This window comes from Mycetocola sp. TRD_SC_2, assembly GCF_055361225.1.
Genome location: NZ_CM143954.1, coordinates 1,237,524 through 1,263,005, shown reverse-complemented (window position 1 = coordinate 1,263,005; position 25,482 = coordinate 1,237,524). Strand labels below are relative to the sequence as shown.

The 25,482-nt window shown below is 65.1% G+C and carries 29 protein-coding genes; 15 read left to right on the top strand and 14 right to left on the bottom strand.

What is annotated here, in order from left to right:
* Positions 1-2: 2 nt before the first annotated feature.
* A complete protein-coding gene (locus ACWA1Q_RS06015; RefSeq protein ID WP_463760329.1) occupies positions 3-506 on the bottom strand; it encodes a nitroreductase family deazaflavin-dependent oxidoreductase in 504 nt (167 codons plus the stop codon).
* Positions 507-637: 131 nt separating this feature from the next.
* Between ACWA1Q_RS06015 and ACWA1Q_RS06010 the strand changes: the two genes are divergently transcribed.
* Positions 638-907 carry a hypothetical protein gene (locus ACWA1Q_RS06010; RefSeq protein WP_463760328.1) on the top strand — a complete coding sequence of 90 codons (270 nt, stop codon included), beginning with the start codon at positions 638-640 and terminating at the stop codon, positions 905-907.
* Between the two features lie 16 nt (positions 908-923).
* Here ACWA1Q_RS06010 and ACWA1Q_RS06005 read toward each other — a convergent pair whose 3' ends face one another.
* Entirely contained in the window at positions 924-1,682 is a 759-nt protein-coding gene (locus ACWA1Q_RS06005; RefSeq protein ID WP_463760326.1) for a class I SAM-dependent methyltransferase, read from the bottom strand.
* A 119-nt stretch (positions 1,683-1,801) separates the two neighbouring features.
* Between ACWA1Q_RS06005 and ACWA1Q_RS06000 the strand changes: the two genes are divergently transcribed.
* The 3 genes from ACWA1Q_RS06000 (at position 1,802) to ACWA1Q_RS05990 (ending at position 2,837) form a co-directional block, all read left to right on the top strand.
* On the top strand, positions 1,802-2,152 hold the full coding sequence (locus tag ACWA1Q_RS06000) for an ArsR/SmtB family transcription factor (protein ID WP_463760325.1): 351 nt from the start codon (positions 1,802-1,804) through the stop codon (positions 2,150-2,152).
* The gene (locus ACWA1Q_RS05995; protein ID WP_463760322.1) at positions 2,149-2,649 is read left to right on the top strand and encodes an SRPBCC family protein; all 501 of its coding nucleotides are present in this window, start codon (positions 2,149-2,151) and stop codon (positions 2,647-2,649) included. Before ACWA1Q_RS06000 ends, ACWA1Q_RS05995 begins: the two co-directional genes overlap by 4 nt.
* 62 nt (positions 2,650-2,711) lie before the next feature.
* Entirely contained in the window at positions 2,712-2,837 is a 126-nt protein-coding gene (locus ACWA1Q_RS05990; protein ID WP_463760321.1) for a hypothetical protein, read from the top strand.
* A 63-nt stretch (positions 2,838-2,900) separates the two neighbouring features.
* On the opposite strand, the gene msrA is transcribed toward ACWA1Q_RS05990, so the two are convergent.
* The gene (gene msrA, locus ACWA1Q_RS05985) at positions 2,901-3,422 is read right to left on the bottom strand and encodes a peptide-methionine (S)-S-oxide reductase MsrA (RefSeq protein ID WP_463760319.1); all 522 of its coding nucleotides are present in this window, start codon (positions 3,420-3,422) and stop codon (positions 2,901-2,903) included.
* A 204-nt stretch (positions 3,423-3,626) separates the two neighbouring features.
* On the opposite strand from msrA, the gene ACWA1Q_RS05980 reads away from it, so the two are divergent.
* The 5 genes from ACWA1Q_RS05980 to ACWA1Q_RS05960 all read left to right on the top strand — a co-directional run bounded on the left by ACWA1Q_RS05980 (position 3,627) and on the right by ACWA1Q_RS05960 (position 8,157).
* On the top strand, positions 3,627-4,472 hold the full coding sequence (locus ACWA1Q_RS05980; protein WP_463760317.1) for an endo alpha-1,4 polygalactosaminidase: 846 nt from the start codon (positions 3,627-3,629) through the stop codon (positions 4,470-4,472).
* A 48-nt stretch (positions 4,473-4,520) separates the two neighbouring features.
* Positions 4,521-6,314, top strand: a complete 1,794-nt coding sequence (locus ACWA1Q_RS05975) for a DEAD/DEAH box helicase (RefSeq protein WP_463760315.1) — start codon at positions 4,521-4,523, stop codon at positions 6,312-6,314.
* Between the two features lie 178 nt (positions 6,315-6,492).
* A complete protein-coding gene (locus ACWA1Q_RS05970; protein WP_463760314.1) occupies positions 6,493-6,789 on the top strand; it encodes a DUF503 domain-containing protein in 297 nt (98 codons plus the stop codon).
* A gap of 76 nt (positions 6,790-6,865) precedes the next feature.
* Positions 6,866-7,933, top strand: a complete 1,068-nt coding sequence (locus tag ACWA1Q_RS05965; protein ID WP_463760312.1) for an NYN domain-containing protein — start codon at positions 6,866-6,868, stop codon at positions 7,931-7,933.
* A 32-nt stretch (positions 7,934-7,965) separates the two neighbouring features.
* Entirely contained in the window at positions 7,966-8,157 is a 192-nt protein-coding gene (locus tag ACWA1Q_RS05960) for a hypothetical protein (RefSeq protein ID WP_463760310.1), read from the top strand.
* A gap of 48 nt (positions 8,158-8,205) precedes the next feature.
* Here ACWA1Q_RS05960 and ACWA1Q_RS05955 read toward each other — a convergent pair whose 3' ends face one another.
* Positions 8,206-8,499: a hypothetical protein gene (locus tag ACWA1Q_RS05955; RefSeq protein WP_463760309.1), complete on the bottom strand. Its 294-nt coding sequence runs from the start codon at positions 8,497-8,499 to the stop codon at positions 8,206-8,208.
* An 81-nt stretch (positions 8,500-8,580) separates the two neighbouring features.
* Between ACWA1Q_RS05955 and ACWA1Q_RS05950 the strand changes: the two genes are divergently transcribed.
* Positions 8,581-9,213 carry a MerR family transcriptional regulator gene (locus tag ACWA1Q_RS05950; protein WP_463760307.1) on the top strand — a complete coding sequence of 211 codons (633 nt, stop codon included), beginning with the start codon at positions 8,581-8,583 and terminating at the stop codon, positions 9,211-9,213.
* A 29-nt stretch (positions 9,214-9,242) separates the two neighbouring features.
* Here the strand turns inward: ACWA1Q_RS05950 and ACWA1Q_RS05945 are convergent, their stop codons facing one another.
* The 5 genes from ACWA1Q_RS05945 to ACWA1Q_RS05925 all read right to left on the bottom strand — a co-directional run bounded on the left by ACWA1Q_RS05945 (position 9,243) and on the right by ACWA1Q_RS05925 (position 15,209).
* Positions 9,243-10,199 carry a serine hydrolase domain-containing protein gene (locus ACWA1Q_RS05945; RefSeq protein ID WP_463760306.1) on the bottom strand — a complete coding sequence of 319 codons (957 nt, stop codon included), beginning with the start codon at positions 10,197-10,199 and terminating at the stop codon, positions 9,243-9,245.
* 19 nt (positions 10,200-10,218) lie between these two features.
* The gene (locus ACWA1Q_RS05940) at positions 10,219-11,259 is read right to left on the bottom strand and encodes a hemolysin family protein (protein WP_463760304.1); all 1,041 of its coding nucleotides are present in this window, start codon (positions 11,257-11,259) and stop codon (positions 10,219-10,221) included.
* Complete coding sequence (locus ACWA1Q_RS05935) at positions 11,256-12,620, bottom strand: hemolysin family protein (protein WP_463760303.1); 1,365 nt, start codon at positions 12,618-12,620, stop codon at positions 11,256-11,258. Before ACWA1Q_RS05935 ends, ACWA1Q_RS05940 begins: the two co-directional genes overlap by 4 nt.
* Before the next feature lie 121 nt (positions 12,621-12,741).
* On the bottom strand, positions 12,742-14,436 hold the full coding sequence (locus tag ACWA1Q_RS05930) for a hypothetical protein (RefSeq protein WP_463760301.1): 1,695 nt from the start codon (positions 14,434-14,436) through the stop codon (positions 12,742-12,744).
* A complete protein-coding gene (locus ACWA1Q_RS05925) occupies positions 14,421-15,209 on the bottom strand; it encodes an ABC transporter ATP-binding protein (RefSeq protein WP_463760299.1) in 789 nt (262 codons plus the stop codon). The genes ACWA1Q_RS05930 and ACWA1Q_RS05925 overlap by 16 nt, the downstream gene beginning before the upstream one ends.
* Positions 15,210-15,341: 132 nt before the next feature.
* Here ACWA1Q_RS05925 and ACWA1Q_RS05920 point away from each other — a divergent pair, with 132 nt between their 5' ends.
* Positions 15,342-16,565 (top strand): sensor histidine kinase, encoded by a 1,224-nt coding sequence (locus tag ACWA1Q_RS05920; protein WP_463760297.1) that lies wholly within the window; start codon positions 15,342-15,344, stop codon positions 16,563-16,565.
* Positions 16,562-17,233 (top strand): response regulator, encoded by a 672-nt coding sequence (locus tag ACWA1Q_RS05915; protein WP_463760295.1) that lies wholly within the window; start codon positions 16,562-16,564, stop codon positions 17,231-17,233. Before ACWA1Q_RS05920 ends, ACWA1Q_RS05915 begins: the two co-directional genes overlap by 4 nt.
* Here the strand turns inward: ACWA1Q_RS05915 and ACWA1Q_RS05910 are convergent.
* Positions 17,224-17,943 carry a M23 family metallopeptidase gene (locus tag ACWA1Q_RS05910; RefSeq protein WP_463760293.1) on the bottom strand — a complete coding sequence of 240 codons (720 nt, stop codon included), beginning with the start codon at positions 17,941-17,943 and terminating at the stop codon, positions 17,224-17,226. The genes ACWA1Q_RS05915 and ACWA1Q_RS05910 overlap by 10 nt on opposite strands.
* Positions 17,944-18,009: 66 nt before the next feature.
* Between ACWA1Q_RS05910 and ACWA1Q_RS05905 the strand changes: the two genes are divergently transcribed.
* Positions 18,010-18,876, top strand: coding sequence for an NAD(P)H-binding protein (locus tag ACWA1Q_RS05905; RefSeq protein WP_463760291.1), 867 nt, complete (start codon positions 18,010-18,012; stop codon positions 18,874-18,876).
* A 47-nt stretch (positions 18,877-18,923) separates the two neighbouring features.
* Positions 18,924-19,718, top strand: coding sequence for an SDR family oxidoreductase (locus ACWA1Q_RS05900; protein WP_463760290.1), 795 nt, complete (start codon positions 18,924-18,926; stop codon positions 19,716-19,718).
* Here ACWA1Q_RS05900 and ACWA1Q_RS05895 read toward each other — a convergent pair.
* From ACWA1Q_RS05895 to ACWA1Q_RS05880, 4 genes are all read right to left on the bottom strand, one after another.
* Positions 19,715-20,644 carry a pseudouridine synthase gene (locus ACWA1Q_RS05895; protein WP_463760288.1) on the bottom strand — a complete coding sequence of 310 codons (930 nt, stop codon included), beginning with the start codon at positions 20,642-20,644 and terminating at the stop codon, positions 19,715-19,717. The genes ACWA1Q_RS05900 and ACWA1Q_RS05895 overlap by 4 nt on opposite strands.
* A 264-nt stretch (positions 20,645-20,908) precedes the next feature.
* The gene (locus tag ACWA1Q_RS05890) at positions 20,909-22,543 is read right to left on the bottom strand and encodes an MDR family MFS transporter (protein WP_463760783.1); all 1,635 of its coding nucleotides are present in this window, start codon (positions 22,541-22,543) and stop codon (positions 20,909-20,911) included.
* A 35-nt stretch (positions 22,544-22,578) separates the two neighbouring features.
* On the bottom strand, positions 22,579-23,196 hold the full coding sequence (locus ACWA1Q_RS05885; RefSeq protein WP_463760287.1) for a TetR/AcrR family transcriptional regulator: 618 nt from the start codon (positions 23,194-23,196) through the stop codon (positions 22,579-22,581).
* A 55-nt stretch (positions 23,197-23,251) separates the two neighbouring features.
* A complete protein-coding gene (locus ACWA1Q_RS05880; RefSeq protein WP_463760285.1) occupies positions 23,252-23,980 on the bottom strand; it encodes an SDR family NAD(P)-dependent oxidoreductase in 729 nt (242 codons plus the stop codon).
* A gap of 70 nt (positions 23,981-24,050) precedes the next feature.
* Here ACWA1Q_RS05880 and ACWA1Q_RS05875 point away from each other — a divergent pair, with 70 nt between their 5' ends.
* The gene (locus tag ACWA1Q_RS05875) at positions 24,051-25,481 is read left to right on the top strand and encodes a serine hydrolase domain-containing protein (RefSeq protein ID WP_463760284.1); all 1,431 of its coding nucleotides are present in this window, start codon (positions 24,051-24,053) and stop codon (positions 25,479-25,481) included.
* Position 25,482 lies beyond the last annotated feature (1 nt).

Below are 25,482 nucleotides of genomic sequence, written 5' to 3'. Positions count from 1 at the left end.
GATCACGTCTCGGGCGGTTCCTCCCGCACCGGCTGGAGCAGGAAGAGCCGAACTTTTCGTCCTGAGGCACGCTCGTAGGACCGATAGCCCGGCCATTGCCGTTCGATCCGCTCCCAGGCGGAGTCGCGGTCGCCATCCGCGACAGGAATGGCACGAACGGCGAGACGTCGCTTGCGAACCGTGATCACGGCATCCGGATTCACCATCAGGTTGTACGTCCACGCTGGATGCTTCTCGCGAGCGAAGCTCGTCCCCGCGACGATCGCGTGTCCCCGGCCATCCGGGGTGTACATGAGGACCGTCTCGCGGACCGTCCCACTTTTCGCACCGACCGAGGAGAGGACGAGCGTCGGAACGAGCAAACCGCTCACCTGCACCCTCCCGCCCGTGACCTTCTCCAGCAGGCGCTCGAGCGGGGGCAGAAGGCGGGGTCCGACCCGGCGGAAGGTGCGAGTGCGGCTCACCGGTGCGGCGAGTCTTCGAATGACGTTCACGACAACGGGCATGCCCCATTCTGCGCAGGATCGGGCGTGCATGGCATCCCCTCATTTTCGGAGGGAGTATCACCACGTGAGCCGGGTACTCCACACACTGTCAACCCGTTCAATTACGTCACTGACCGTTCTAGCGTGAAGTCATGGTCAACAGCGAAAACATCCTCAAACCCACTGCGACCAAGCGGTTATTCGTCATCGGCGGCGTGCTTCTGGTCGTCGGAGTGATAGGGATCCTGCTCTACGCCTTCCAGGGCACGAATACACCGGTGGAGGGCAATGCACCCGCCGATGGACTGTGGCAGGCGCTCATCATCATCGGAGCTGCTCTCTTCACCGGGGTGGGTCTCGTGCTTATCATCATCGGGCTGATCAAGCGACGTCGCATTCCCCGCGGGAGGAACGACACGTAGTCCTCGGTGTCGATGTCTATCGGTTCACCGTTGTACCCACCACAAAACGGAAGGCGTTGTCGAGGCGGTATCCGCCCCCGGTGAGTCGGAACGGAGCAGCTGCGTCGAGGACGGTCGCTGCCCCATCGGCGAGGCCATCATCGTCCTCGCCCAGCAGGATGCCGCGGACGAGGGTATCGTCGTCCGCCGCTTCCCAGGGCGCGTCAACGAGGCCCGACGCGATCGGGGTGAGCCCGCCGTCGCGCAGAAGCTCGGCGAGACCTCCGGGCAGCCGCAGGTCGTCGTCGGGGGGAAGTTCCTCGTCGAAGGAGGCCGCGACAGACTGCTCGAGAACGTGGATGTCGTTGCACGGTGCATCGGCCCAGTTCGCGACGGCGACGAACCCTCCCGGCACGGTGACCCGTGTCATCTCCGCCAGTGCGGCATCCGGGTCGTCGGCGAACTGGAGCGCGTTGATCGCGACGACCACGTCGAAGGATGCATCGGGCCACGGCAGGGCCTCCACGGTGCCGCGGCGAATGTCCGCTCCCGGCACCCGGCTCCGAGCGAGTTCGACCATGGCCGCAGCCGGGTCGATCCCGGAACATTCGGCTCCGGCATCGGTCAGGGCGCGCACGAACTCACCGCTCCCGCATCCCACATCGAGCACCCGGGTGCCTGCGCGGATGCCGGCGGCGTCCTCGATCGCGCGACGAACGGGATCCGCGAAGTCGCCCCATAAGCGTGCCCACTCTGCTGCCACCGCCGACCACGCGTCGCCTTCTGCCCCGTCCACGATGCTCCCTGCCGATCCGACCCGGGAATCCGGGTTCGGCGGTCACACTAACACCGGGATTGGTGTGGCAGTGAACGGGGTCTTGCGCTTGCCGCATTGCGGGGCTAACGTACAACCAAATGGTTTCATATGAGCTGAGCGACACCGACGTGGACCGCATCTTCCAGGCACTGGCGGATGCGACCCGCCGCGACATCGTTTCGCGCACTCTCACCGACGAACTCTCCGTGACGGCGCTCGCCGAACGGTACGACATGAGCTTCGCCGCCGTGCAGAAACACGTTGCGGTGCTGGAACGCGCGACGCTCGTCGTCAAGCGACGCCGGGGCAGGGAGCAGATGGTGCAGGCAAATCCCGAGGCTGTGCGCCGGGCAGCGCAACTGCTCGACGCCTACGAAAAAATCTGGCACGACCGTGCCGAACGCATCGGAGATCTCCTCTCCGAAACAACGAAGGGAAGAGAACAGTGACCGTTATCAGTACGAACAAAGATGTCGACAACCTGACGTTCACCATCGTCGCCGAATTCGACGCTGGGGCCGACCAGGTCTGGCAGGTGTGGGAGAACCCCCGGCTGCTCGAGCGCTGGTGGGGCCCGCCGACCTGGCCGGCGACGTTCGAGAAGCTCGAGTTCGCACCGGGCGGCGACGCCCGCTATTACATGAGCGGCCCCGACGGCGAGAAGGCGCGCGGCTGGTGGAAGATCGTCTCGATGGATGCTCCACGCCGGTTCGAGTTCGACGACGGCTTCGCCGGCGACGATGGTGAACCACTCGACCCCGATGACACCACCCGGTGCGAGGTCACCCTGGTCGAGGATGGAGACGTGACGCGGATGACATCCGTCACGATCTTCCGGGATGCAGGGCAGCTCGAGCAGATGGTGGAGATGGGCATGGAGGAGGGCACGATCGGCGCAATGGGCCAGATCGATGCGGTCCTGGCCGACGCGAGAGTCGGCTCCTGACGTCGATGCCAGGCAGCCCGGCACGCTCGTGGGCCGGGCTGCTTTCACCGTAGGCTGGGGGCATGAGCAATCACATCCCAACCTGGCCGGCACGAACCGGAATCGGCGGCGTCGTCCTGTGGATCGGAGTGATCGTTGCCATCGCAGGCATCGCTGGCTTCGTCTACGTGAACGTCGTCGGCTACTAGCCCGCAGGTCCGCACACGAATAACGCCCCGGGTCTCGAAACCCGGGGCGTTTTCGTCGCGGTGTTAGCTGGCGACTTCAGCTTCGCGGCGTGGCAGCTTCCAGCCCGGGCGCACGAAGTGGCAGGTGTAGCCGTTGGGGTACTTCAGCAGGTAGTCCTGGTGCTCTTCCTCGGCCTCCCAGAACGGGCCGGCCGCCGTCACCTCGGTGACGACCTTGCCCGGCCAGAGCCCTGACGCGTCGACATCGGCGATGGTGTCTTCGGCGACTCGTTTCTGCTCCTCGCTGAGGTAGAAGATCGCGGAGCGGTAGCTCGCACCGACGTCGTTGCCCTGGCGGTCCTTCGTCGACGGGTCATGAATCTGGAAGAAGAACTCCAGAACGTCGCGGTACGAGATCTGTTCGGGATCGAAGACGATCTCGACGGATTCGGCGTGGTTGCCGTGGTTGCGGTAGGTCGCGTTCGGAGTCTCTCCGCCGGAGTAACCGACGCGGGTCGAGATCACTCCCGGGCGCTTGCGGAGGAGCTCCTGCGCTCCCCAGAAACATCCGCCGGCGAGAATCGCGGTTTCGGTGGTACCGGTCATGTGTGGCCTCCTCAGTGTTGAACCCTGTCCATTGTCGGGCATGGGTACGCAGAAGAGAACAGTAATCGGTCCCGTCCTGTTCCCGCTTGGCTGGACGTCAGCCGGGAGTCCTGGCACACCGGGAGGACTGGCACCGGCAGCTCAGGAGACCGTTCGCCATGATTAGAGAAGAGAAGCCGGCATGGCGGAACGGGAGGACAACGGATGCCACGCACACGAATCACCGCGCTGGTCGCCTTTGCCCTGATTCTCGTTGGCTGCAGCAGCCCCGCACCGGCGCCATCCACGACGGATGCTTCCCCGGACCCGAACCGCATCCAACCGCTTCCGGAGAACATCGTCGTCGACTACCAGTTGGGTGGCGGTTATCCCCCGCCCGCGGGAATTCGTGGGGTTGTGAGGGACAGCACAGACGAGCCCGCCGATGGCCTCTACTCGATTTGCTACGTCAACGGCTTTCAGAGCCAGCCGGCGGACCGCTCATTGTGGCTGGAGCAGCATCCGGAACTCGTTCTCTCGGATGAGAACGGCGGGCCCCTCATCGACGAGAACTGGCCCGACGAGCTTCTCTTCGATATCTCGAGCGCAACAAATCGTGAAGAACTGCATTCCTTGTTGGCTCGCACGATCTCTGAATGCGCTGACAGGGGCTTCGAAGCCGTCGAACTCGACAACCTCGATTCGTGGACGCGGTCGAATGGCGCGCTTACGGTGACGGACGCACTCGGGTTCGCCGCACTGCTGACCGAAACGGCCCACACCGTTGGTCTTGCGGTCGGCCAGAAGAACGCGCCAGACCTTGGCGCCCGCGGCCGGGACAACGCCGGTTTCGACTTTGCGATCGCCGAGCAGTGTCACCGCTACGACGAATGCGAGGCCTATACCGACGTCTACGGAGCGCGCGTTCTCGACATTGAGTACGCCGGAGATCTCGCGGCAACACCAGCCGAGTTGTGCAGAGACGACCGCATTCCCTATTCGACGATCGTTCGCGATCTCGCGCTCACCACACCCGGAAGCCCGGGATACACCTTCCTTAATTGCCGGTAGCCGCACTCCTACGGTGAACCCACATCCGCGAAGGACTACCGTTAGGGTATGACTTCCCCTGAAACAACCGCGCCCGCCGACGCAGACACCGTCGAATCCGGCCAGAACTTTTCCGAGCTCGGGCTCGCTGACGCCGTCCTGAAAGCCCTTCGCGACGTCGGGTACGAAACTCCGTCCGCGATCCAGGCCGCCACCATTCCGCCGCTTCTCGCGGGCCGCGACGTCGTCGGCCTCGCCCAGACCGGCACAGGCAAGACCGCCGCATTCGCCCTTCCGATCCTGTCTCGTCTCGACATGACGCAGAAATCCCCGCAGGCCCTCGTGCTCGCACCGACCCGCGAGCTCGCGCTCCAGGTCTGTGAAGCGTTCGAGAAGTACGCGTCGCACCTCAAGGGTGTGCACGTTCTCCCCGTTTACGGTGGACAGGGCTACGGCGTCCAGCTGTCTGCGCTTCGCCGCGGTGTGCACGTTGTCGTCGGTACTCCCGGCCGCATCATGGACCACCTCGACAAGGGCACCCTCGACCTCTCCGAGCTCAAGTACCTCGTGCTCGATGAGGCCGACGAGATGCTCAAGATGGGCTTCGCCGAAGACGTCGAGACGATCCTCGCCGACACCCCCGAGGACAAACAGGTCGCCCTGTTCTCCGCTACGATGCCGGCTGCGATCCGCCGCATCTCGGCCAAGTACCTGCACGACCCCGAAGAGATCACGGTCAAGAGCAAGACCACGACGTCGGTCAACACCACCCAGCGGTACCTTGTCGTCTCGTACCCGCAGAAGGTGGATGCGCTCACCCGCATCCTCGAGGTCGAGAACTTCGAGGGCATGATTGTCTTCACCCGCACCAAGAACGAGACCGAGACACTCGCCGAGAAGCTGCGTGCGCGCGGTTACTCCGCCGCAGCCATCTCCGGTGACGTCGCCCAGGTGCAGCGTGAGCGCACGGTCAACCAGCTCAAGTCGGGCAAGCTCGACATTCTCGTGGCAACGGATGTCGCGGCTCGCGGCCTCGACGTCGACCGGATCAGCCACGTGGTCAACTACGACATCCCGATCGACACCGAGTCCTACGTGCACCGGATCGGCCGCACCGGCCGCGCCGGCCGCAGTGGAACGGCGATCAGCTTCGTCACTCCGCGTGAGCGTCGTCTGCTCACTGCAATTGAGAAGGCCACCCGCCAGCCGCTTACCCAGATGCAGCTGCCGAGCGTCGACGACGTCAACGCAACGCGACTGAGCCGTTTCGATGACGCCATCACCGAGGCGCTCAACCAGCCGGAGCGCATCGAGCAGTTCCGCGACATCATCGGCCACTACGTCAAGCACCACGACGTCCCCGATTCCGATGTCGCCGCAGCACTCGCCGTCGTCGCCCAGGGCAGCACTCCCCTGCTGCTCTCGCCCGAGGAGATGCGCGCCCAGCGCGACCGTGACGAGCGCGAGCGGAAGGAAGCATCCGCTTCTCGTCCGAGCCGCGACGACCGCGGATCGTCGCGATTCGACCGCGGTGACCGGGGCGACCGTCCCGAGCGCCGCCCGCGTGGTGCCAGCGACTCGTCGCTCGCGACGTACCGCATCGCCGTCGGCAAGCGCCAGAAGGTCGAGCCGCGCCAGATCGTCGGTGCGCTCGCCAACGAGGGTGGTCTGAGCCGCAACGACTTCGGCCACATCGACATCCGTCCGGACTTCTCACTCGTCGAGCTGCCCGCCGACCTGTCGGATGACGTGCTCGCGAAGCTCACCGGAACCCGCATCGGTGGCAAGCTCATCGAACTGCGCCCCGACCGCGGTGCGCCGGGCAAGCGCGACGACCGCGTGTCGCGGAAGCCTCGACGCTAGAGCGGTCAACGGAGGGCGCCCGGGTGGTTTCGACCGCCCGGGCGCCCTTTTTGGCGGTTCACGTCGTTGCTCGGTCGGTCGTGGTCGGGATTCGGCGACCCGAGCAGCCGAAAGTGACCGAGCAGAGCGGATGCCGCCGGGCGCCCACGCGGAACGCGTCGCGTGGCATCCTGAATCCATGTGGATCGGATGGATCGAGCTCGACCTGCTGCTCGGCGACGTGCACTCACTCAAGGAGAAGCGCTCCGTGGTGCGGCCGATCCTCGCCGAACTACGCCGGCGCTTCGAACTGAGCGTGGGCGAAGTCGGGCACCTCGACCTCCACCGTCGTGCGCTGATCGGGGTGTCGATCGTCTCGCTCGACCATCGGCACGCGGGTCACGTGCTCGATCAGGTCGAACGTGCTGTCGCGGATCGACCCGAGATCGAACTGCTGTCAACCCACCGCGGTTTCAGTGCTTCTGCCGACGAGTAACCTGCCAGCTTTTGGCGCGTTCCTCGCTCACGCGCCAGACTGGGTGCACACCCGCCTTGATCGAGAAGAGTTCCTCATGCCTGACGCCGTCGATTCGCGAGTCGCCGTCTATATCGACTTCGACAACATCGTGATCTCGCGCTACGACCAGGTCCACGGGCGCAGCCAGTTCATGCGCGACCGGGCTCGGGGATTCAGCAGCGCCGGCAGCGAGGCCAACCCCGAGATCGCCGAGAAGCTCAGCCGTGCGACCGTTGACGTTGGTGCCATCATCGACTTCGCGTCGTCGTTCGGCACGCTCGTCCTCACCCGCGCGTACGCCGACTGGTCCGCTCCGTTCAACGCCGACTACCGCGGCCAGCTCGTCAATCGCGCCGTCGATCTGGTGCAGTTGTTCCCTGCCGCCGCGTACGCGAAGAACGGTGCGGACATCCGTCTCGCGGTCGACACGGTCGAGGACATGTTCCGGCTCCCCGACCTCACCCACGTAATCATCGTCGCCGGCGACTCGGACTACATTCCGCTCGCCCAGCGCTGCAAGCGTCTCGGCCGCTACGTCGTCGGGATCGGCGTCGCCGGCTCGACCAGCCGTTCCCTCGCCGCCGCGTGCGACGAGTTCGCCAGTTATGACGCCCTGCCGGGGATCAAGCCGATTCCGCCCGCTCCGGAGAAGGACAAACCCGAGACCGCGGCAGCGACCAGGCCCTCGCGCTCGAAGAAGACACCGACCGATGCCGTCGCGCCTGAGCCGGAGCCTCAAAAAGAGCTCGCCTCGCCCACCGCCCTGGTCTTCTCCGGCCCGGAACTGCCCGCTGCACCGCCGCGCCGCCGCGCGTCCAGGCGTGCCGCGTCGCCCGACCCGGTGATCGAGGATGAGCCCGAGGACGAGCCGGACCCCCAGGAGGTCGCAACCGGACTCCTCGAGCGCGCGCTGCGACTGGGACACGAAAAAGATGACGCCGACTGGCTGCACAGTTCCAACGTGAAGACGCAGATGAAGCGCATGGATCCGTCGTTCAGCGAGAAGGCGCTCGGGTTCCGGTCATTCTCCGACTTCGTGAAGTCCCGGGAGACCGTTGCGGAGATCGACGAGACCAGCACGGCCCACCTCGTGCGCCTCGCACCCGCGCTGTCAGACAACTAGCCCGTGCGGCGGGATGCCGATAGCTTCAAGCCATGGAAATCATGAGCTTCATGTGGGTCGCCTACATTCTCGGCGTGGTGGCGATCTTTGTCGCCGTCCTCGTTCTTATTCGCCTGATGCTGTCGGCGACACGCGCGCTCGATGCGTACACCGAAAACAAGAAGCTCCGCACCGCCCTCGCGCTCGACGATGTTACTCCCGCTGACGGGTCACGCGTCCCCTGAGCTGACGCACGCGACGAGCGTCGACCACTCCACCGGCCTTTCGCGGGGCTAGCCGTTGCCCTGCATCCGGATCATCTCGGCCTGGATGCGACGCTCGGAGACCCCCGGACGGCTCGCGAAGAGGGCGACCCCCCAGACAGCCACAGCAAGGAAGGTTCCCAGAATCGGCCAAACCGGCCAGAAATACCCCGCCGGTGTCGTGAGGTACCAGATGCCGATCTGGATGAGCGCGAGCAGGACCCAGAGGACGGCCACCGCCGTGTGAACGGTCCTGGCAATCACCCGCCGACGTGCACGTTCGTAGGATTCGCGGGATATCTGAGGTTCGTTCTGTAGTGACATGATGTTCAATTCCTTCGCTGAGTCATATTGGATAGTGAACTATCTACCAGTAAGATAGCTCACATATCCAATGGAGGCAAGATGCAGATTTCCGAACTCGTGCGCCGGGCTGACGTGCCCCTGGCGACCGTCAAGTTCTACATCCGGGAGGGCATGTTGCCTCCTGGTCGAACGACGAGCGCTACCCGGGCCGACTACGACGACCACCACCTCGAGAGACTCCGTCTCATCCGGTCCCTCACGATCGTCGCGGGCCTGCCCCTGAACCGCGCGAAACGAATCCTCGGCATCATTGACCACCCCGAGGGGAGCGTTTACGACATGCTCGGGCAGGCCATCGATGCCCTCGCGGCAGGCACTCCGGACAAACTTCCCGGCGAGCAGGAGGCCGATCGCCTCTATCCGCGGGCCGCCGCCGCGCTCGCAGCGCTCGGGAGCGAATACAACGCCTCCCACAATCGGATGTCAGCCTTCGCACAACTCGACAGCGCGCTGCTCGCCGTCGAAGAAGCAGGAATGCCGGCCGATGCGGCGCGGCTGCGTCTGTACGGCGACCATGTGATGGCGATCGCGCGCGCGGAGATCGACGGGATGCCTGCCGCCGACCCCCGGTCGGCGGTGCAATACGCCGTGCTGGGAACCGCCCTGTACGAGCCGGTCCTGACCGCTATCCGCAGACTCGCGCACCAGAACCTCGCGATCAGCGTCACCTGACCCGCAGGAGCTCCCGCTGGGCTCACCCGCTAGGTCTCCTGCAGCAGCAGAAAGCCCGCGCGGTCGACCGACGCTGAGGTCGCCGAGAGAATGATGGCCGCGGTACCGGCTTTCCGGTCGAGCCCCATCCAGCTGCGGAAGCCGCCGGTCCCACCGTTGTGCCAGGTGACCTCGCGGCCCTTGACCGTCAGCGTGATCCAGGCTGCACCGATCCGCACCGCACCCGAGAACGTTTGCACGGGGTCGAGGGCGTTCACCCCCGGTGCGCTCCCGTCGAGAAGGGATTCGGCGAGCCGCGCCATGTCACCGATCGAGGAACGGATGCCGCCGGCCGGCGCGATCCCCTCCCCCGTCCATGGCTCCATGGTGCGTCCCCGCTTGCTCCGGCCGAGAACAGCGGTCGACCGGAGCTCGGACACGGTCGACGGCGCATACAGTGAGTCGAGCCCGACCGGCGACGCCAGCCGTTGAGCGACGAGCTCCTGATAACTCACGCTGGCGGCACGTGCGACCGCATGCCCGAGCAGCTCGAACCCGAGGTTGGAGTACGACGCTTTCGGTTTACCGGGGGTCACACCCTTCACCTGCTCCAGCAACTCATCGAGGCTTTCGCCGTACGGGTTCGTGCCGTGTCGCCACAGCTGCACCGTGCGACGGTAGGGCTGCGCGGCTGCCGGCAGTCGCGGCAGACCGGAGGTGTGTGTACTCAGCGCACCGAGTGTCACACCTCCGGCGGCGCTTTCGATCGGCAGCAGGTCCCCCAACCGCGTCGACGGAGCCACCTCGCCGCGTTCGACGGCATCGGTGTAGAGCAGGCCGGTGATGCCTTTCGACACCGATCCAATCTCGAAATCACCAGTCCTGGGTGCGCCGCGAACGACCGAAATCGTTCCGCCCGGTGCCACGACGGCGGCACCGACGACCGGATGCCGCTGGCCGAGCCTGCGTGCCAGCCAGCGTTCCAGCTCGGTTTCGTTCGGGATCATCGCGGCCCTTTCATCGGAATCAGTTGCTCGTTGCGTCCTGCACTTCGCCGACGAGCTCTTCGATGATGTCTTCAAGGAAGAGCACTCCGGTGGTGTTTCCTTCGGCGTCGAACACCCGGGCAACGTGAGCACCGGTGCGGCGCATCGTCGCGAGAGCATCCTCGAGTTCGCTGCCGCTGAAGGCCGAGGCGAGCCGGCGGATCCGCTTCGCCGGCACCGGTGTGCTGAATGCCTCAGCGGAGGTGAGGTCCATCACATCCTTGAGGTGCAGGTATCCGGTGGGTTCGTCGGTCTCGTTGGTGAGGATGTACCGCGAATACCCGTGCTCGGCCACGGCTCGCCGAATGTCGGCGGGTGTTGCCGCGAGAGGCAGCAGAACCATGTCACTGAGCGGGACTTCGACATCCGCCACGGTCTTTTCGGTGAACTCGAATGCCGCCGTCAGGGTGCCTGACGCGTCGACCAGCAGGCCCTCGCGGGTGGACTGCTGCACGATATTGGCGACCTCATCCAGTGTGTATGCGCTCGTTGCGCCATCCTTGGGCTCCACCTTGAACAACCGCAGAACTCCGTTCGCGACCGTGTTCAGCGACCAGATGACCGGCTTGAACACCTTCGCGACGAACACGAGGGGCGGCGCCAGGATGAGCGCGGCACGGGTCGGCACCGAGAACGAAATGTTCTTCGGCACCATCTCGCCGAGGACCACGTGGAGGAACGTCACGAGGAGCAGGGCGACGACGAAGGCGACGATCCCGATGGCTTCGGCGGACAGTGCCGTGAACCCGAGCGGAATCTCCAGAAGGTGGTGGATCGCCGGTTCCGACACATTGAGGATCACGAGCGAGCAGACGGTGATACCCAGCTGGCTCGTTGCCAGCATGAGCGTCGCGTGTTCCATCGCCCACAGGGTGGTCTTCGCGGATTTGCTTCCGGCTTCCGCCTTCGGCTCGATCTGCGATCGGCGGGCGGAAATCACGGCGAATTCGGCGCCGACGAAGAACGCGTTGACGACGAGGAGAACCACCAGCCAGATGATCCCGGGCAGGTATTCACTCATGAGTGTGCTCCCTTGAGCAGGTCGTCAACAATGTGGTCATGTGCGGCCGAGGCGCTGCCTCCACTGCTTGGTTCGGACGGTGTGAAGCGGAGTCGCTCCACGTGGGTGCCATCGACGCGCTCCACCCGGAGAATGCCGCCGTCGATGGAAACTTCGTCGCCGAGTTCGGGGATACGGTCGAGTTCGTCGCTGACGAAACCGGCAACGGTGTCGTAGTCCCCGTCTTCGGGCACGGTGACGCCGGCGCGCTCGAGGAGCTCGTCCGGGCGCAGTGACGCATCGAACGTGATCGAGCGACCCGTCCGGATGATGCCGGCTCGAGCCCGATCGTGTTCGTCTTCGAGTTCTCCGACGATCTCCTCAACGAGATCCTCGAGGGTGACGATGCCGGCGGTGCCACCGTGCTCGTCGGAGACGATCGCCACCTGCAGTCCCTGTTTGCGGAGCATCCCGAGCAGTGTGTCGACTCCCATCGACTCGGGCACGCGCAGCGGCGCTCCCATGAGCTCGCCTGCGGTCACCTTTTCACGGTCAGCGAGGTCGAGAGCGAAGGCCTGCTTGACGTGAAGGACACCGAGGATGTCATCTGGGTCGCGTCCGATCACCGGGAAACGCGAGAATCCGGTGGCGGTTGCCCGCACGACGATGTCCTGTGCGGTCTCGTCTGAACGGACCGACACCATCCGCACCCGCGGCGTCATGACGTCGTCGGCGGAGCGGTCGGAGAAGCGAAGGGTGCGATGCAGGAGCGTCGCGTGGTCCTCGTCGAGGACGCCTTCGAGCGCCGACCGGCGAACGAGAGAGCTGAGTTCCTCGGCGCTGCGGGCACCGGAAAGCTCTTCCTTCGGTTCGATTCCGAACGAGCGGATGATGGCGTTCGCTGTGTTGTTGAACAGTGAGATCACCGGCCGGAAGACCGTGGTGAACAGCGTCTGGAACGGCACGACGAACTTCGCCGTCGCGAGCGGAAGGGCAAGCGCGAAGTTTTTCGGCACGAGCTCACCGATGATCATCGAGAAGATGGTCGCGAGCAGGATGCCGATGACGGCTCCGATTCCGGGCACGACGGCCTCGGGAAGACCGAGGTTCAGCAGCGGTCCGCGCAGCATCGAACTGATCGCCGGTTCGAACGTGTACCCGGTGAGCAGTGTGGTGAGCGTGATGCCCAGTTGTGCACCGGACAGGTGAGTCGAGGTGATTCGCAGCGCCTTGATCGTTGGGCCGAGTCGCTTTTCACCGCGGGCCTGGCGTGCTTCGAGATCGTTTCGGTCGAGGTTCACGAGTGCGAACTCGGACGCGACGAACATCCCGGTGCCAGCAGTCAGAAGGAGGCCGATACCGACCATGATCCATTCATGCATGTGTACGCCCCCTCCGATCCGCTTCTAGAACGTTGTCGGCAGGAGGCATGGGTCTATGCGAGGGAGGGTCATCCATGATGCTTCTCACATTAGTGGTTTGAAGCCGGGAATATGCCTGTGGTCAGTTACGGGCCCGTGCGGCGATCTTGTCCTGGCGTTCCTTCTGCCGGACGGCTCGCAACTTCTGCTCACCACTCAGCGTCTTCTTTTCCACCCAGTCCAGCAGCCCCGCCGTTTCTCGGTGGAAGACCTGGCCGTAACGGATTCGGGTGTAGACGTCTGGCATCCTTTTGGTCAGATATCCGATCGCGATCCTGCCGTACAGCCACGCGACAACCCACCCGTTCACTACTCCGACGAGCACGGCCGCAAACGTCAGCAGCGGGAACGGGACAATCAGGCTCATCACGATCGCCGCTGCAGTCGGCAGGATACCGACGGAGGTGAGCAGCATTACGACCCACACGTGGAGGCTGACGTTGCCGTTTGCATCATTCGGCCCCACGCGCATGCGCGGATCCACGCCGGGAGATACTCCGACGGCTGACGTGAGCACTGCAGTGCCGCTGCCGACGCCGAATAGTGCCGGAATCGCCGCGAGCACGATCGGCAGCACACCCCACTCACCCGTGAGTATGAGGAAGAGGATGGTAATCAAAAGTGTCTGCGGCAGGAAGACGAGGATCGTGGCCCACTGGCGACCGCGGACATCGGACCGGATCGAGGTGTCGTCCTGTCCGACAATCGCCTGCCACACCGCTGTCCCGTCCTGTCCGTACAGGTTCAGGGCGGACAGGCCCATCATGAAAGCGACGATGAGCCCGGAGAACGCGGCTAGAACCGAATAGGAGCCGCTCACAAGGGCGAAGAAGCCAATCGCGACTCCCGTCCAGACTGCGGTGCGCACTTCGAGCGCGCGCCAGGGATCGCGGGTCCACTGACGGTATTCCTTTCCGATCACTGCGCCGAGCTGGTTCTTTGGCAGGAGGCCGCCGCCGGCGACCAGACGGGCGGACAGCGTCCGTCCTGAGCGCCGCCGTGCCGGTTCCGTTCGGGGTGTCAGAGCCGCGATGGTTGCCAGCACGAGCACCGCATCGAGGGCAGCGAGCGCGCCCAGGAGAAGCGTCGCACCGAACCAGTCCCCCGTAGCTGCGCTTTCAACGGCGAGGACCGGCCACGAACTGGGAAACGCGTCGAGGACGATCGTGATCGGCCCCTCGGGGAGACCGTCCTGAACGAGAGCCGGGACGCTCTGCACCGCCGCCTGGACGACCATCCACCCGGTGAACATGACGGCGAACATCAAACCGAACTGGATTCCCGCGATCTCAACTCCGATCTTCGAGCGCATTGCCGCTCCGAGGAGTCCGAAGACGAGCCGGGAGACCGTGATCGCAAAAATCCAGGTCAACGGCGCTCCCGCGACCGCGAACACGATCGTCGTCGGGTCGAGCGAAGCGGCATGTACGGCGTTTGACAGAAAGGCGAGCAAAACGAAAGCGGATGCGATGCTGACGAACGTGCTGGCGAGCAGGCCTCTGCTCAGCGAACGCCGGTCGATCGGGAGGAGCGAGAAATACTCGGGACGGAGGGCACCGTTGCCGCTCAGCAGGACCGGTCCGATCGCCGCACCGACGACCCAGCCGGCTAACACGAGGCTCAGCACCGAATGTCGGACCTCGCCGGTCGACGCTAGCGCGACACCGCTCCAGGTGCCGGCGACGAGCGACGCGCCGATAACCCACCCGACTGTTCGCAGTCCCTTCGAACTGTTCCGCAGGAGGGTGAACTTGAGTGAGATCAGGATCCGATCCACGAGAGCTCCTCTTCATCGATGTCCGGCGAGCCGACGAGCTGCACGAATCGGTCTTCGAGGGACGAACCCGAACGAACGTCATCGAGAGTCCCGTCGGCAACGACCCGCCCGTTCGTAACGATGGCGACCCGGTCGCAGAGTTGTTCAACGAGACTCATCACATGACTTGAGATCACTATGGCGCCACCGGTAGCGGTGAACCTTCTCAGGATGCGCGTCAGTACTCGAGCCGAGACGGGATCGACGGCCTCGTAGGGTTCGTCAAGAACAAGCACAGAGGGAGCGTGGAGCAAGGCGGTCGCGAGGCCGATCTTCTTGCGCATGCCTGTCGAGTACTCGCCGACGAGCGTACCGAGGGCCTCAGCTTCGTCCAGTTCGAGGATGCGGATGAGCTCGGCGCTGCGACTGGCCACTGCGGCCGGGTCCATGCGTCTGAATCGCCCCCAATAGGTGAGCAACTCACCGCCGGTCAGGCGCTCCGGCAGAGCGAGCCCGTCCGGTAAGACTCCTAGCCGTTTCTTCGCCGTTACCGGGTCACGCCACACGTCGACGCCGTCGACGAAGGCGTGACCGCTGCTGGGCCGAAGGAGCCCGACTGCCATCGACAGCGCCGTCGTCTTGCCGGCACCGTTGGGACCGACGAGGCCGTAGAACGAACCGCGCGGAACCCGCAGCGTCACATTGTCGACGGCGAGCTTGTCACCGAACTCACGACGAAGCGCCACCAGTTCAAGCGCATACTCAGTGCCGTCCCGAATATCTTTTGCTGACATGTCGCCCAGTTTGCTCCGGCTGCATCCCGGAGACACCGTCCAGTCGGCCAGTTTCACTCTTCCGGAATGGCCATTTGACCATTTTCGGCGCCCGTCTGGCCCCTGCGGGGAGCCGCTCCGTATCCTCGAATCATGGACGGCGAGTCGGCGATACGAGCGGGACCAGACGCGGTGCGTGCCACTCACCTACCAGTCGCGCCCTCCCGCATCACCGATGTCATCTTCATCGTGATCGGGTTGGGGTTCGTCGCGATCAGTGCGCTCGGGCTCGGCAGCTATCCGGCGATAGCGCCGTGGTACTGGCCGATTGACATTGCGCTCGGGTTGATCGCCACCGGACTCCTGTGGTGGTCACGAAGCAATCCGATCGCTGTCGCCGCGCTCCTCATCATCCCGGGAACGATATCGATCTGTGCGGGCTTCGCGGCCCTTGCCGGCGTTTACCGGCTCGGCTCGTACGCGCCGCCCCGGTTCTCGCTGCCTCTCGTCGGCCTTCACCTCGTCCTTGCTCTGCCGTACCACGCCGTCGCCCCCGTGCCGGGCATGACCTGGCTGACCTGGCTCATCGTGATTCCCCTTCTGTACCTCCTGAGCATCAGTTTCGGACTGCTGAGTCGGGCCAGGCGACAGCTCATTGAAGGAATCCGGCGCAGTGCGCTCGCCGACCGTGAGCGATTCGACGCCGAACTCGCAACGCTTCGCCGGGACGAACGTGAGCTGATCGCGCGAGAGATGCACGACGTTCTGGCGCACCGCATTTCGCTGCTCTCGGTTCATGCCGGTGCGCTGGAATTCCGTACCCGGCCGGCATCCGACTCGGAACCGATCACGACCCAAGACGTGCACGAAGCAGCGACGGTGATTCGCGAGAACGCGCATCTCGCCGTCGAGGAGCTGCGTGAACTGTTACTCATACTCCGCAAGGAAGAAGCCACCGTGTCTGAACTCACCGACTCCCGACCCCAGCCAAACCTCGGGGACGTGCATGCCCTGATGGACGAAGCGCGCCAGGCGGGCCAAGTGGTCGACCTGGCGATCGACGAAAGGGCGGTCAGAAACACTCGTGCTTCCGTGCAGCGGACGGCCTATCGCATCGTGCAGGAAGGACTCACCAACGCCCGCAAGCATGCTCCTCACTCCCCGGTCTCCATCGTGATCCGGAGTGAGTCAGGTCACCTTCACGTCGAGGTGCGCAACCCTGTTCCGCTCGGGCTCACTGCGACCGAGATACCCGGTGCCAGCGCCGGACTCGCCGGGCTGACCGAACGCGTGCGGATCGACGGCGGACAACTGTGGCATGGATTGGATGACGGAGTGTTCGCCCTGGCGGTCGACCTCCCGGAGGGCCGGTTATGACCGCACAGCCGGATGCCATCGGAGTCCTGATCGTGGACGACGACCCGTTGGTGCGTGCCGGTCTCAAACTGCTGCTCGGTGGTGCACCCGATATCAACGTCCTTGGCGACGTGTCCGACGGCGATGAGGTGCTCCATGTCGTGCGCGGCCAGTGCCCTGACGTCATCCTCATGGACGTGCGAATGCCTCGGATGGATGGGATCTCCGCGATCAGAACGCTTCGAGGAGCGGGTCTTCCTACAGTGCCTGCTGTGATCGTGCTGACGACATTCCGTACGGACGCCACCGTGCTCGATGCCCTCCGGGCAGGCGCGTCGGGATTTCTGCTCAAGCACACTCCTCCAACGGAGATCGTCGCGGCCATTCGCACCGCCGCTGCTGGGCAACCGACGGTATCCCCCGACGTGCTGAAGCAGCTGATCGAGCACATTGCCGGATCGGCACCCGCCGGCACCCCTCCTGTCGATGACCCCCTTTCGCCACTCACCGACCGCGAACGCGAGGTCGCCCAGGCGGTCGCTGACGGCCTGGGCAATGCCGATATCGCCGATCGCCTGTTCATCTCACATGGAAGCGTCAAAGCCCATGTTTCGAGTGCACTGGCGAAGCTCGGCCTTGACAACAGGATTCAGTTGGCGATTATCGCCCACGAGGCTCGTCAGGGCTGAACCGGCGCCGGCTCGATCACGGCGCCGTTTGCCGGAATGGCATTCTCCCGAAGTGCCCATGCGCTCCCGGCCGCCGGCTGTTCCCGGAAACTTTGGAAAATAATCGGGAGACCTCGTGCAACGGCCAGGTCCCGGCTGTCCATCGCCTGCAGATGGACATGCGGCTGCGTCGAGTTGCCGGAGTTCCCGCAGTCGGCGAGGTGCCGCCTGGCGGGAACGCGCTCGCCGATCTCGACGCGAAACGATGCGCGTTTCAGGTGAACGAGCGCGACGTACGTGCCTGGCCGATGCAATTCCAGGATGACGTAGTTGCCGGCGATCGCGGGAATCCCCTGCTGCAGTCGAGCCCGCTGGCCCAGAAGGTAGGGCACGAGTGTCAGCGGCGACCGGCGTGCGGCATGGTCAGGCTCGCCATCATGCAGGTCCACGACGGCACCGGCGCACGGAGCAAGGATCGGCCGCCCGAAGGAGTAGAAGCGCTCCGCCGGTTCGGTGCCAGCGACGGTGCCCCAACTGGTGCGACCGGCGGTTCTCCTGCGGGCGTCGACGCCGACGAAGTCGATGGCGTACCGCTCGCCCAGCAGGTCGGTCCCGTGGCTGGGAACCCGACGAGCGGGGCTGTTCTGGGTCAGCCACGCGCCCGTGAACGGCAGGTCGAGCGTGATGCCCCTACCCGAGCGCGAACTATCCGCAGGTTGAGCCGCCGTCATGCGGGCAGTCTAGGCCGATGTCGGTCGTCCGCGCGATCATGGAAGAACGAACTGAGAGGAGCACTCATGACCATCGCAGTCACGACCCCCACCGGCAATGTCGGCTCTCGTCTGGTTCCTGTGCTGATCCAGGCCGGCGAGCGACCGCGCCTTCTCGTTCGCGACGCCGCCGCTCTTCCCGCCGACGTTCGCGAAGCATCCGACGTGGTCGAGGTCGATCAGGGGGATGTCGACGGCGTCGTCCGGGCAACCGAAGGAGTCGACGCTCTCTATTGGGTCAATCCCCCGACCGACGACGACGACCCGATTGCCGGCTACCTGAGGATGGGGCTGTCCGGGGCGACCGCTGTGAACGAAAATGGAATCCGGCGCGTCGTCTTCCAGTCGAGCGTGGGTGCAGAGGCACGCCACGGTTTCGGCGAGATCGACGGCCTCGGCGCAACCGAGGATCTCTTCGATCGCACCGGGGCTGATGTCACTCACCTCCGATGCGGCTACTTCTTCAGCAATCTGTTGATGGACGCCGACGCTCTCGCCGCCGGCGAGCTCACCACCACACTCCCGCTCACCCTCCGATTCCCGTGGGTCGCCCCCGCCGATATTGCGACGGTGGCAGCGGTGCGGATGCTGTCGCCCGCGTGGTCGGGAAGGGTCACGCAGGGCGTGCACGGGCCTGCCGACCTGTCGTTCACCGACGTGGCTGCCATCCTCAGCCGCCTCCTCGGCCGAATCATCACCGCCAGGCGGGTCGGCGAGAACGACGTCGCGACTCCGCTCCGCGGATTCGGCCTGAGCGAGAAGCAGGTCGACGGAATCCTCGGGATGGCGCGAGGCATGCAGTCCGGGTTCTCGTACGAGAACCCGCGATCGCTGCTCACCACGACCCCGACGACGCTCGCCGCGTGGGCCCAGGAGAACCTCACGACGGCATAGTCGCGGCCGGTCATCGCCACCCGCGCACACGGCTGTACCGTGGCATCATGTCTTCGCCGAACTCCACAGCCACCAACACCATGAACGCGGATGCTGCTCCACGCGTCGCTCTCATCACGGGGCTGGGCCGCAGAAACGGGATCGCCAGCGGCATCGCGCTCCGGCTCGCCGAGGAGGGCTGGGACATCGCCTTCAACTACTGGACGCCGTACGAAAACCGGATGTCGCTCGGAGGAACGGCCGAAAGCCCGTCCGAGATCGCCGAAGAGCTGCGTGCGACGGGTCGCCGGGTGCTCGCCATCGAGGCCGACCTCGAGGATCCGGCTGCTCCGGGCAAACTCCTGGACCTCGCGGCCACCGGACTGGGCCCCGTCTCCGCGTTGATCCTGTCACATTCGGAGTCGGTGGACTCCAGTATCCTCGACACAACCGTCGAGAGCTTCGATCGCCACTTCGCCGTGAATGTCCGGGCAGCATGGCTGCTCATCCGGGCGTTCGCGCTTCAGGCTCCCCCTGAGGGCGGCGCGATTGTGGCTCTGACGAGTGACCACGTCGTCCATAACCTGCCCTACGGCTCAAGCAAGGGTGCACTCGATCGCATTGTGATCGCCGCCGCACGTGAGCTCGGCGACCGCGGCATCTCGTCGAACGCGCTCAACCCCGGTCCGGTCGACACCGGATGGATGGACGACGAGATCCGTGCATCGGGAGTTGCGCGCCAGCCGACCGGCCGGCTCGGAACGCCGACAGACATCGCCAATGTCGTCAGCTTCCTCGTCTCCCCTGCTGGCCGGTGGATATCGGGACAGCTGGTCAAGGCCGACGGTGGTTTCTCGGTCTAGTCCGTTTCAGCGATCAGAGGGAGCGATCGCACACTCTCGAAGCGCCGGGGCGTCCCGTCCACCGGGTCGGTGAAAGTCAGCTCGCTCGCGAGCAGTTGCAGCGGGTGGGCGAAGTCGTCGACCGAGATGTCCCGGACCTCGGGGTAGAGCGGGTCCCCGCTGATCGGGATTCCGAGGCTGAGCATGTGCATCCGCAACTGATGGGTGCGCCCGGTTCGCGGGGTGAGGCGATAGACGGCGTGGGAGGCGTCAAGCACGGTTTCGAGTTCGATCCGGGATTCCGAGTTCGCCGGCGCCCCGTCAAGGACCTCGGCCTGCATGTGACCTCGGCGCTTGATGAGGTGATTGCTCACGGTCCCGGGCAGCTCGATCCCCTCGCTCACGGGAGCCATCGCCCGGTATACCTTGCTCACCTCGCCCCGCTGGAACAGGGTCTGGTATGCCGCGCGCCAGCGCTTCTCGGTCGCGAGGATGAGCAGCCCGGATGTCACCCGGTCGAGCCGGTGCAGCGGCGACAGCTCCGGCAGGCCCAGCTCCGCCCGCATCCGCACGACGACGCTCTGCTGCACGTGCCGGCCGCGCGGGATCGTCGCGAGGAACGGCGGCTTGTCGATCACGACGATCCGGTCGTCCCGGTGCACCACGTGGATCGTGCCGGGAACGGATGCTTCCTCCCGCAGGTCGCGGTGGAACCAGACGAAGGTGTGCGGGCGGTACGGATCCGTCCTGGCCGCGGCGGAACCATCCGCGTAAAGGAACCGGCCTTCGGCAAGAAACGCCTCGACGTCGATGAATTCGCGCAACCGCTCATCGAGCCACGCGCCCATCGTCGGCCAGGGGTCCGGCCGGGACCGGTCGAGGTCCGGTGTGCGCATCCACGCCGGGTCGAGCCCGTGTCGTTGCGGCAGCGGAGAACGTGGAGGCACCCTGCGATGGTAGCCGGGTTGTCTGGGGGCCCGGGGCCGACCGCCCCGCCTGCGTAGCCACTTGTGGCTGGTCGTACTTCTTGCGTTGCCACTTTTGGCTGGAAATCGCGACGACTTTCAACCATTGCTGACCACGCAGGGTTCGAACGACCGTTTGTGGCGAATCGAGCGGGCGCGGCACACGACGGATGCCGCATCCTCGCGCACACGAGTGAAGGGGCCGCACCGACTCGGTGCGACCCCTCCTGTCGTGAAATGAGAGCGTCAGCGGCGGGTCGTCGGCTCGCCGTCGAGAGCGTCCTGGCTCTCGCCCGCGGGCGGAGCTGCCCGCCCCGACCGCTCGGCAGCCTCGAGCTCTTCGGCCTCAGCACCACCGATCGCCTCGCCGCGGGCGACGAGCCCGGCGGTGTCAGACAGCGGCACCTTCTTGAGGAACAGCGACAGCAGGAACGCGATCGCGATGAACGGCAGCAGGTACCAGAACACCGGGGCGAGAGCGTCGGCGTACGCGGTCACGATGCCGTCCCTCACGCTGTCGGGAAGCGTCGCGAGGGTCTGCGGGTCGAGCGTCGATGTCGCGTTCGCGGCTGCCTCCGGGTCCGCGCCTGCGGCGGTGAAGACATCCCTCAGATTCTGGGTCAACCGTGTGGTGAAGATCGTGCCGAACACGGCAACACCGAGTGACGCACCAACTTCGCGGAAGTAGTTGTTTGTACTCGTCGCTGTTCCCACCAGGGAGGCATCAACGGAGTTCTGAGCCACGAGAACCACGACCTGCATGATCAAACCGAGTCCCGAGCCGAAGATGAAGAGGAAGACACCGATGAGCCAGATCGGAGTGTCAGCAGACAGCGTGGTCATGCAGACCATGGCGATGCCCGTGATGATGGTGCCGACGATCGGGTAGATCTTGTACCGGCCGGTCTTCGAGATCCAGATACCGGAGGTGATCGACGTGAGCATGAGCCCCGCCATCATCGGCAGCATGAGAAGACCGGATGTCGCCGCGGACGTTCCGGATGACATCTGCAGGAACGTGGGCACGAACCCGATCGCGGCGAACATGCCGAGTCCGAGTGTGAGCCCGATCGCCGTCGCGTTGACGAAGGTCGGGTTTCTGAACAGCGATAGCGGGATGATCGGGTCCTTGGCCTTCGCTTCGACGAGCACGAAGAGCAAAGCGGCGACGAGCATCCCGGCACCGAACGCCCAGGTCTCGAGAGCCTCCCAGCCGTGGTCGGCGCTTCCGCCGAAGTCGGTGAAGAAGATCAGGCAGGTGGTGAACGCCGAGAGCAGGATTACGCCCATCACGTCGATCGGCTGGGTCGCCTTCTTGTTCGGGAGCTTCAGGGTGAACCACGCGATGGCGAACGCCGCGATGCCGATGGGGATGTTGATGTAGAACGCCCACTGCCAGGTGAGGTGGTCGACGAAGAAGCCGCCGAGAAGGGGACCGCCGACGGCGGACAGGCCAAAGACGGCGCCGAGCGGGCCGAGGTACTTGCCGCGCTCAGAAGCGGGGACGATGTCGGCGATGATGGCTTGCGACAGGATCATCAGCCCGCCACCACCGAGACCCTGCACCGCACGCCAGACGATGAGCTGGGTGAAGTCGCCGGCGAAGGCACAGCCGACAGAGGCGATGGTGAACAGCGCGATCGCGACGAGGAACAGTCGGCGTCGGCCGAGCACATCTCCGAACTTGCCGTAGACCGGCATGACGATCGTCGTTGCCAGCAGGTACGCGGTGGTCAGCCAGACCTGGTGTTCGACTCCCCCGAGCTGTCCGACGATGGTGGGCATCGCTGTCGACACGATCGTCTGGTCGAGGCTGGCGAGGAACATGCCGGCGATGAGCGCGCCGAAGATGATCCAGATCCGGCGTTGGGTGAGGAGCATGGGCCCCTCGGTGGTGGTCGTCACGAACGTGCCTTTCAGGGTGCGGGTGGCGCCAGAACGACGCGAAGCGCGGCGAGATGGTTCCGGAGGATGGTGGGAAAATCGTGGGTGCCTGCGGGGTCGAGATATTGCTCGCCGGCGTGCTTGAGCAGGGTGGTAAGGATTCCGACGACCGCCTCCGCGCGCGGGTCATCGTCGGCGACGTTCTCGCGGGATGCCACGAGGGCGACAGCCTGCCGCTCACGTTCCCGGGTGGCTCCCATGAAACGCAGCAGCAGCCGGGGTTCCCGTTCGATCGCCGCAGTGAACTCCGCGTGCTCGAGGTGGTTGTGTCCCGTGGCCTCGAAGTGCTCTATGAGAACCTCGAGGAGGTCGTCGATCACGACTTCCCAGCCGCGCGAGCCGCGCGACAGGAACCCGTCGGAGAACCGCTGCAGTTCCCCAGCCGGATCGGCGCCGAGTACGGCGTCTTCCTTCGTGGGGAAGTAATTGAAGAATGTGCGCCGGGAGACATCGACCGCCTCACAGACCTCTTCAACGGTGAACCCGTTGAGGCCACGTTCCGCGGTCAGCCGGCGCGCGACGGAGGTCAGCTGGGTCGCGGTTTCCAGCATCCGTCGCTCACGACGATTCAGGCTTGCACTATTGGGCACAAAGTAAATCCTTGCACCAAACGTCTATTAGTGCAATATCGCCGGTGTGGCGAATTCAGAGTCCTCCGCTCACCTTGATATTCGCACCGGTCACGTAGCTCGCTTCGTCGGAGAGCAGCCACGCGACCGCACCGGCGATCTCCTCCGCGTCGCCCGCTCGGCCGAGCGGTACGGTCGGTGCAACCTGCGCCGGGCGCTGCGGGTCCTGGTGGAACTCCGACCAGATGGTGCCGGGCGAGACGGCGTTGACACGGATGTCGGGTGCGAGTTCCTTCGACAGCCCGACGGTCAGGGCATTCACACCGGCTTTGGCCGCGGCGTAGTGCACATACATTCCTGGCCCGCCGAGCGTGGCGGCGACGGACGACACGTTGACCATGGCGCCCCCGCCCGCCCGGGTGATGGCGCGAGCGGCGTACTTCGAGCAGACGACAACTCCGAAGAGATTGACTTCGAGATCGCGCCGCACAGCCTCGAGATCGTTCGAATCGAGCGGGCAGACGGCGGTTGCCGCTCCGGCATTGTTGACGACCGCCGTCACAGGTCCGAAGGCTTCCGCCGCAGCGAAGAGGTCGATCACGGATATCTCGACGGTGATATCGGCCTGGACACACAGCGCGCGTTGTCCGATCTCGCGGATCTCGCTCGCCGCCGTTTCAGCGGAGGCGGCATCCGTCCGATAGCTCAGGACGATGTCGTAACCGGCCAGCGCCAGTCGCCGGCTGATTGCCCGACCGATGCCGCGCCCGCCACCGGTGACCACTGCGATTCGATTTCCGTTCACGGCGCGAGCATACTCCCGCGCTGATCCGGGGGAACGGCACTCAACATGGGGCCCGCTCTAGCATGGGACCATGCAAAGCTCATTGCCGAGAAGCACACCGTCCGCCCATTCCGTCGACGCGCGCGGAATCTCAGCCTTTCTCGACGCCCTCGAGTCGGCGCCGAACGTCGAACCGCACAGCGTGATGCTGCTCCGTGGAGGCTCCGTTCTCGCCGAAGGCTGGTGGGCGCCGTACACCCCGGAGCGGACGCACCTGCTCTACTCACTGAGCAAGAGCTTTACCTCCACCGCCGTCGGCTTCGCCGTGGACGAAGGTCTCCTGGGTCTCGACGACACCGTGCTGAGCCACTTCCCCGATCTTGACGCGGAGGTCACGGATCCGCGGTCGCGCGCGATGAAAGTCCGGCACCTGTTGTCCATGGCGAGCGGACACCGTGACGAGACGCTCGACCGGGCGCTCGAGAACGATCGCGCCAGCATCGCGCGAGGCTTCCTGCTTCTGCCGCCGGAGGAGGACCCGGGAACCGTGTTCGCCTATAACCAGCCATGCACGTACACGGCCGGTTTGATCGTCCAGCGCGTCACCGGCCAGTTGCTGACCGAGTATCTCCAGCCACGACTGTTCGAACCGCTCGGCATCGACAGCGTCGGCTGGGTCCGCGACGGCATGGGACACGAGATCGGTTTCAGCGGAATGTACGCACAAACCGAAACCATCGCCACGCTCGGCCAGCTGTACCTACAGCGAGGCGAGTGGAACGGCCGTCAGCTCCTTCCCGCCGCCTGGGTCGATGAGGCAACGAGACCTCACATATCGACAGGCACGGATGCCGCATCCGACTGGGAGCAGGGCTACGGCTTCCAGTTCTGGATGGCACGCCACGGCTACCGCGGTGACGGCGCGTTCGGACAGTTCTGCGTCGTTCTTCCTGAGCACGACGTGGTTCTGGCGATGACAGGGCAGAGCACAGACATGCAGGGGGTCCTCAGCCTCGCCTGGGAACACCTGCTTCCGGCGATCGGGACGGAAGACGAGCCGCTGGGCAGCGACGAAGCGGATGCCGCGCTCGCCGAGCGAACGGCATCCCTCACCCTCCCGCCCGTCGCCCAGGCATCCGGCACGGGACGAGTCGAGGCAGCGTCGTTTGTTCCCGCGGTGCTCGCGTCGGTGCAGGGATTGACGAGAGTCGACATCTCTGGCGGCGACGATACGCGGATAGCGCTCACCATCGCGGAGGACCGCGGCGAACTCGACATTGTTGCAGGATGCGGGGAATGGATCACGACTGACGCCACAGCGGCCAGCGCCGCCTGGAGCGATGACGGCGGCCGCCTCCTCGTCGACGTGATCTTTCTCGAGCAACCGCACCGGCTGCACATTGCCCTCGACGTTCGGGACCACACCTTCACCGCCGGATGGGAGACGGAGCCGCTTCACCGCCCCTCGCTCTCGTCGATGCGCAACCCAGCCGCGAAGCCCGTTTTCACCAGCGGAAGCTGAC

Bases quoted from the DNA above. Each gene is read 5' to 3' on its own strand.
- ACWA1Q_RS06015 (WP_463760329.1), bottom strand. From the start codon at position 506: ATGCCCGTTGTCGTGAACGTCATTCGAAGACTCGCCGCACCGGTGAGC.
- ACWA1Q_RS06010 (WP_463760328.1), top strand. From the start codon at position 638: ATGGTCAACAGCGAAAACATCCTCAAACCCACTGCGACCAAGCGGTTA.
- ACWA1Q_RS06000 (WP_463760325.1), top strand. From the start codon at position 1,802: ATGGTTTCATATGAGCTGAGCGACACCGACGTGGACCGCATCTTCCAG.
- ACWA1Q_RS05990 (WP_463760321.1), top strand. From the start codon at position 2,712: ATGAGCAATCACATCCCAACCTGGCCGGCACGAACCGGAATCGGCGGC.
- msrA (WP_463760319.1), bottom strand. From the start codon at position 3,422: ATGACCGGTACCACCGAAACCGCGATTCTCGCCGGCGGATGTTTCTGG.
- ACWA1Q_RS05980 (WP_463760317.1), top strand. From the start codon at position 3,627: ATGCCACGCACACGAATCACCGCGCTGGTCGCCTTTGCCCTGATTCTC.
- ACWA1Q_RS05975 (WP_463760315.1), top strand. From the start codon at position 4,521: ATGACTTCCCCTGAAACAACCGCGCCCGCCGACGCAGACACCGTCGAA.
- ACWA1Q_RS05970 (WP_463760314.1), top strand. From the start codon at position 6,493: ATGTGGATCGGATGGATCGAGCTCGACCTGCTGCTCGGCGACGTGCAC.
- ACWA1Q_RS05965 (WP_463760312.1), top strand. From the start codon at position 6,866: ATGCCTGACGCCGTCGATTCGCGAGTCGCCGTCTATATCGACTTCGAC.
- ACWA1Q_RS05960 (WP_463760310.1), top strand. From the start codon at position 7,966: ATGGAAATCATGAGCTTCATGTGGGTCGCCTACATTCTCGGCGTGGTG.
- ACWA1Q_RS05955 (WP_463760309.1), bottom strand. From the start codon at position 8,499: ATGTCACTACAGAACGAACCTCAGATATCCCGCGAATCCTACGAACGT.
- ACWA1Q_RS05950 (WP_463760307.1), top strand. From the start codon at position 8,581: ATGCAGATTTCCGAACTCGTGCGCCGGGCTGACGTGCCCCTGGCGACC.
- ACWA1Q_RS05945 (WP_463760306.1), bottom strand. From the start codon at position 10,199: ATGATCCCGAACGAAACCGAGCTGGAACGCTGGCTGGCACGCAGGCTC.
- ACWA1Q_RS05940 (WP_463760304.1), bottom strand. From the start codon at position 11,259: ATGAGTGAATACCTGCCCGGGATCATCTGGCTGGTGGTTCTCCTCGTC.
- ACWA1Q_RS05935 (WP_463760303.1), bottom strand. From the start codon at position 12,620: ATGCATGAATGGATCATGGTCGGTATCGGCCTCCTTCTGACTGCTGGC.
- ACWA1Q_RS05925 (WP_463760299.1), bottom strand. From the start codon at position 15,209: ATGTCAGCAAAAGATATTCGGGACGGCACTGAGTATGCGCTTGAACTG.
- ACWA1Q_RS05920 (WP_463760297.1), top strand. From the start codon at position 15,342: ATGGACGGCGAGTCGGCGATACGAGCGGGACCAGACGCGGTGCGTGCC.
- ACWA1Q_RS05915 (WP_463760295.1), top strand. From the start codon at position 16,562: ATGACCGCACAGCCGGATGCCATCGGAGTCCTGATCGTGGACGACGAC.
- ACWA1Q_RS05910 (WP_463760293.1), bottom strand. From the start codon at position 17,943: ATGACGGCGGCTCAACCTGCGGATAGTTCGCGCTCGGGTAGGGGCATC.
- ACWA1Q_RS05905 (WP_463760291.1), top strand. From the start codon at position 18,010: ATGACCATCGCAGTCACGACCCCCACCGGCAATGTCGGCTCTCGTCTG.
- ACWA1Q_RS05900 (WP_463760290.1), top strand. From the start codon at position 18,924: ATGTCTTCGCCGAACTCCACAGCCACCAACACCATGAACGCGGATGCT.
- ACWA1Q_RS05890 (WP_463760783.1), bottom strand. From the start codon at position 22,543: ATGCTCCTCACCCAACGCCGGATCTGGATCATCTTCGGCGCGCTCATC.
- ACWA1Q_RS05875 (WP_463760284.1), top strand. From the start codon at position 24,051: ATGCAAAGCTCATTGCCGAGAAGCACACCGTCCGCCCATTCCGTCGAC.